A 5,519-nucleotide genomic window follows, 5' to 3' on the forward strand; every position below is an offset into this window, starting at 1 on the left:
AACCCGTCCGCGGCACCCGTTGCCGGCTGCACGACGTGATCCGCGCCTTCGCCCAGGAGCGCCTCCAGGAGGAGGAGACCCCGGCCGAACGCACCGCCGCGCAGGAACGCCTGATCAGCACCTACGCCCGGCTCGCCGACTCGGTGCTGCGGCTGCTCGACGGCAACGTCTCCACCCGCACCGGCCTGTCCTCCCCGGCCGGCGCCGCCCCGCAGGGCTTCTCCTCCCTCAAGGAGGCGCTGCGCTGGCTGGACGACGAGTCCGCGTTCATCACCGCCGCGCTGCGGCACGCCGACGGCGTGGACCGCTCCGCCGTGCACGCCCTGCTGGGCGCGCTCTGCGACTACTGCCTGCTGCGCGGCGACATGTACCGGCTGGGGGAGATCAACGAGCTGGCCAGGTCCGTCGACGAGGGGCTGATGCTCCGCTCGGTGACCTGGCGCACCGGCATCGCCGCCCGGCAGATCGGCGACCTCGACAAGGCGAAGTCCACGCTCTCCTCCCTGGTCGACGACTACCGCGCCTCCGAGCAGGAGGCCGACGCGGCGCGGGCCATGGGGTCGCTGGGCATCACCCTGCACCACCAGGGCAACCTCACCGAGGCCGCCGCCAAGCTGCGCGAGGCGGTCCAGCTGCAGACCGCGCCGGAGCTGGCCGCCGACCGGGCCTGGACCCTGCACGCGCTGGGCGCCGTGGAACGGGACCGGGGCGACCTCACCGAGGCGCGGCAGCTGCTGCGGCAGTCGCTGGCGCTGCACCGGGCCGCGGAGGCGGTGCACGGCGAGGCGTGGGCCCGCTACCAGTTCGGCCAGCTGGCGCTGCGCACCGGCGACGTGGAACGCGGGCGCCAGGAGCTGCGGGCCGCGCTCGACCTGTACCGGCGCACCCGCGACAACCGCGGCCAGGCGTGGACCCGCACGCAGCTGGAGCGGGCCCGGCTGGCGGACGGCGAGGCGGCGGCCGCGGTGGACGGGCTGCGCAAGGCGGTCGCGCTGCACCGGGAGGTCGAGGACCTGCGCGGCGAGGCGTGGACCCTGCACTACCTGGGGCAGGCGCTGGAGGAGGCCGGCGACCTCGACGAGGCGGGGCGCGAGCTGGAGCGCTCGCGTGCGCTGTTCTCGCGCATGCGTGACGTGTACGGACTGGCCTGGGCGCGGCACCACCTGGCCCGGGTGACCCGCGACCAGCGGGCCGCGCGGGCCGGCTCGCTGCGGAACTCGGGGTTCGCCCGGCAGCTGCTGGTGGACGCGCGGGCCGACTTCCGGCGGGCGGGGGTCGTGCACGGCGAGGCGTGGACCTGCCTGGAGCTCGCGGTGATCGACGCGGGCAACTCCCGGGAGGAGCGGGCGCTCGCGCTGTGCGACGAGGCGGTGGGGCTGGCGGCGTCCTGCGGGGACACGCGGGCGGAGGCGTGGGGGCGGTTCCTGCGGTGCACGCTGCTGCCGTACGCGGCGGCGGGGGGCGCGGAGACGGCGCAGGGGGAGCTGGCCGCGCTGATGCCCACGGTGAAGGATCCGCGCCTGGCCGACTGCGCGGCCACGTGGGAGCTGTTCCTCCGGCGGGGGCTGCCGGCGGGGGAGGGGTGGCCCGCGTGGCGGCTGGGGCTCACCCCGACGCGGGCGGCGCGGGAGATCCTGGCCGGCTGATCCCGCCCCGGGGCCCGCGCCCGTCCGCGAGGTGGTGGGACGGCCGCGGCCCGTCCGCGAGGTGGCGGTACGGCCGCGGCCGGCCAGGGCGACGTCGCAGGTCAGGGCATACGTCGGGGTGGCCGGCCGCGGGGCGTGGGGGAGGGGGAGGCGTCAGCCGAGACGGGCGACGAGGGCCTCGTACTGGTCCCACAGCTCCTTCGGAGTGTGGTCGCCGAAGGTGCCGAGGTGCTCGGGGACGAGCGCCGCCTCCTGCTTCCAGACGTCCTTGTCGACGCTGAGGAGCAGGTCGAGGTCCTCCTCCGGCATGTCCAGGCCCTCGGTGTCGAAGGACTCCTTGGCGGGGAGGATGCCGATCGGCGTCTCCACGCCCTCCGCCTTGCCGTCGAGGCGGTCGACGATCCACTTCAGGACCCGGCTGTTCTCGCCGAACCCGGGCCACACGAAGCGGCCGGACCCGTCCTTGCGGAACCAGTTGACGTAGTAGATCTTCGGCAGCCTGGCCTGGCCGTCCTTGCCGGCGGCCTTGCCGACCTCGACCCAGTGGGCCATGTAGTCGCCCATGTTGTAGCCGCAGAACGGCAGCATGGCGAACGGGTCGCGCCGCAGCTCGCCGACCGTGCCCTCGGCGGCGGCCGTCTTCTCGCTGGCGACGTTGGCGCCCAGGAAGACGCCGTGGTTCCAGTCGAAGGACTCGGTGACCAGCGGCACCGCGCTGGCGCGGCGGCCGCCGAAGAGGATCGCGGAGATCGGGACGCCCTTGGGGTCCTCCCACTCGGGCGCGATGATCGGGCACTGCGCGGCCGGGACGGTGAACCGGGCGTTGGGGTGCGCGGCGGGCGTGCCGGACTCCGGGGTCCAGTCGTTGCCCTTCCAGTCCGTCAGGTGGGCGGGGGGCTCCTCGGTCATGCCCTCCCACCAGACGTCGCCGTCGTCGGTGAGCGCGACGTTGGTGAAGACCGCGTTGCCCCAGAGGGTCTTCATGGCGTTGGCGTTGGTGTGCTCGCCGGTGCCGGGGGCGACGCCGAAGAAGCCGGCCTCCGGGTTGATGGCGTACAGGCGGCCGTCCTCGCCGAAGCGCATCCAGGCGATGTCGTCGCCGATGGTCTCGACGGTCCAGCCGCGCACCGTCGGCTCCAGCATGGCCAGGTTGGTCTTGCCGCAGGCGCTCGGGAACGCGGCGGCGACGTACTTGGACTCGCCCTGCGGCGGCGTCAGCTTGAGGATCAGCATGTGCTCGGCGAGCCAGCCCTCGTCGCGCGCCATCACGGAGGCGATGCGCAGGGCGTAGCACTTCTTGCCGAGCAGCGCGTTGCCGCCGTAACCCGAGCCGTAGGACCAGATCTCACGGCTCTCGGGGAAGTGCGAGATGTACTTGGTGGTGTTGCACGGCCACGGCACGTCCTGCTCGCCCGGCTCCAGCGGGGCGCCGAGGGTGTGGACGGCCTTCACGAAGAAGCCGTCGTCGCCCAGCTCGTCCAGGACCGGGCGGCCCATCCGGGTCATGGTGCGCATCGAGACGGCGACGTACGCCGAGTCGGTGATCTCCACGCCGATGGCGGAGAGGTCGGAGCCCAGCGGGCCCATGCAGAAGGGGACGACGTACATCGTCCGGCCGCGCATCGAGCCGCGGAAGATGCCGCCCTCGCCGTCCGCGCCCTGGAAGACCTCCCGCATCTCGGCGGGCGCCTTCCAGTGGTTGGTGGGGCCGGCGTCCTGCTCGCGCTCCGAGCAGATGAAGGTGCGGTCCTCGACCCGGGCGACGTCGGTGGGGTCGGACGCGGCGTAGTACGAGTTCGGGCGCTTGACCGGGTCCAGCCTCTTGAAGGTGCCCTTGCGGACGAGCTCCTCGCACAGCCGGTCGTACTCGGCCTCCGAGCCGTCGCACCAGACCACCCTGTCGGGCTGCGTCAGTTCGGCGATCTCGTCGACCCACGAGATCAGTTCGGGGTGCTTGGTGGGGGGTTCTTCCGTCGCGTCGGTGGGGACGGTCGGGGGAGCCTCGATGTCGCGCGCCACGAATTGCTCCTAATCAGGGTTGCTGCGGGTGCTCTTGCCCGGGACGTGGGTGGTGCCCTCTGGTGCGTTCGTGCCGCCCCGGACGATGTCGGGTGCTCATTCGGAGCGGACCTCACTCATATGATCTTCGATGAGTAGTGCCCATATGTCCAGAGGGCCGCACACCTGAGCGCAGTGAGCAAGCTCACTGAATGGTGCGTTTGAGGGTGGGGCAGAGCACAATTGCCAGGTGGCGGGCGTCCGCGCGCTCCAGGTACTCACCTGTAACTTACGGTCCCGTAGGTACGATGATTGACATGACCGCACCCTCACTTCCGGAGCAGATCTCGGAGCAGATCAAGCCCCGGCTGCGCGGCTGGCTGCACCTGGGGATGTTCCCGGCAGCCCTGATCGCCGGACTCGTCCTCACCGCTCTCGCCGATTCCACCCGGGGACGCATCGCCTGCGGGATCTACACCCTCACGGCATGTCTTCTCTTCGGAGTGAGCGCCCTTTACCACCGGGGCACCTGGTCCCCCCGAATGGACGGCGTGCTGCGCCGGCTGGACCACGCCAACATCTTCCTGATCATCGCCGGCACGTACACGCCGCTGACGATCCTGCTGCTGCCGGAGTCCAAGGGGCAGTGGCTCCTCTGGGGCATCTGGGCCGCCGCGGCGGCCGGCATCCTGTTCCGCGTCTTCTGGGTCGGCGCGCCGCGCTGGCTCTACACGCCCTGCTACATCGCGATGGGCTGGGCGGCGGTCTTCTTCCTGCCCGACTTCCTGCGGGCGGGCGGTGTCGCGGTCCTGGTGTGCGTGGTCGCCGGCGGCCTGCTCTACAGCGCGGGCGGGGTGATCTACGGCCTGAAGAAGCCGAACCCGTCGCCGCGGTACTTCGGGTTCCACGAGGTGTTCCACTCGTTCACGCTGGTGGCCTTCGCCTTCCACTACGTGGGGATCTCGCTGGTGGCCTACCGGCACGGGTGACCCCCGGACACGCGCGTGTCATTCTGGCCGCATGGTCGGCAGTGCGAGTGCTACGGGTGCAACGGGAATCCACGTCAGGGTCGCGCCGGAACTGCGGCTCTTCGTGCGCGGCGGCGAGGCGACGGCGGCGGTCGACGGGGTGTCGACGCTGGGCCACGTCGTGGAGTCGCTGGGGGTGCCGCTCACCGAGGTGGGCGAGCTGGTGGTCGACGGCCGGCCGGTGCCGGTGTCGCACACCCCGACGGCGGGGGAGTCGGTGGAGGTCCGGCCGGTGCGGCCGCCGCAGCTCACGCCGGGGGCGCCGCGGGTGCCGCTGCGCTTCCTGCTGGACGTGCACCTGGGCACGCTGGCGCGGCGGCTGCGGCTGCTGGGGGTCGACGTCGCGTACGAGTCGACCGACATCGGGGACCCCGCGCTGGCCACCCGGTCCGCCGCCGAGCGGCGGGTCCTGCTCAGCCGGGACCGGGGGCTGCTGCGGCGGCGCGAGATCTGGGCGGGGGCGTACGTCTACAGCACCCGGCCCGACGAGCAGCTGCGGGAGGTGCTGCGGCGGTTCACCCCGCGGCTGCGGCCGTGGACGCGGTGCACGGCGTGCAACGGGGAGCTGCGGGAGGCGACGAAGGCGGACGTCGCGGACCGGCTGGAGGCGGGGACGTCGCGGTCGTACGAGGTGTTCGCCGAGTGCGGTGACTGCGGGCGCGTGTACTGGAAGGGCGCCCACCACGAGAAGCTGGTCGCCATCGTCGACCGGGCGGTCGCGGAGTACGGCGCGGGTACGGGCTGACGCGCCCCGCCGGGTGGCGCGGGCTTCGCGTGCGCCCCGCGGCGGCCCGGCCGCCCGGTGCCCGGCCGCCCGCCGGGCGGTCCGTGCCGCGTTCCGTCCCGG

Annotated in this window: 3 protein-coding genes and 1 pseudogene; 3 read left to right on the top strand and 1 reads right to left on the bottom strand. The window is 72.9% G+C overall.

Translation table 11 applies throughout. The annotated features are described in order from the left end of the window. A pseudogene (locus A2U95_RS32520) lies at positions 1-1,646 on the top strand (tetratricopeptide repeat protein); the annotation flags it as partial. Between the two features lie 153 nt (positions 1,647-1,799). Here A2U95_RS32520 and A2U95_RS07395 read toward each other — a convergent pair. Next, positions 1,800-3,665: a phosphoenolpyruvate carboxykinase (GTP) gene (locus A2U95_RS07395; RefSeq protein WP_166021405.1), complete on the bottom strand. Its 1,866-nt coding sequence runs from the start codon at positions 3,663-3,665 to the stop codon at positions 1,800-1,802. Positions 3,666-3,961: 296 nt separating this feature from the next. Between A2U95_RS07395 and trhA the strand changes: the two genes are divergently transcribed. Both trhA and A2U95_RS07405 read left to right on the top strand, forming a co-directional pair. Further along, a complete protein-coding gene (gene trhA, locus A2U95_RS07400; protein ID WP_206282832.1) occupies positions 3,962-4,633 on the top strand; it encodes a PAQR family membrane homeostasis protein TrhA in 672 nt (223 codons plus the stop codon). A gap of 31 nt (positions 4,634-4,664) precedes the next feature. After that, positions 4,665-5,417: a Mut7-C RNAse domain-containing protein gene (locus tag A2U95_RS07405; protein WP_166021407.1), complete on the top strand. Its 753-nt coding sequence runs from the start codon at positions 4,665-4,667 to the stop codon at positions 5,415-5,417. Positions 5,418-5,519: the final 102 nt, after the last annotated feature.

It is taken from the genome of Streptomyces chilikensis, from assembly GCF_001642695.1.
GTDB classification, from domain to species: domain Bacteria; phylum Actinomycetota; class Actinomycetes; order Streptomycetales; family Streptomycetaceae; genus Streptomyces; species Streptomyces chilikensis.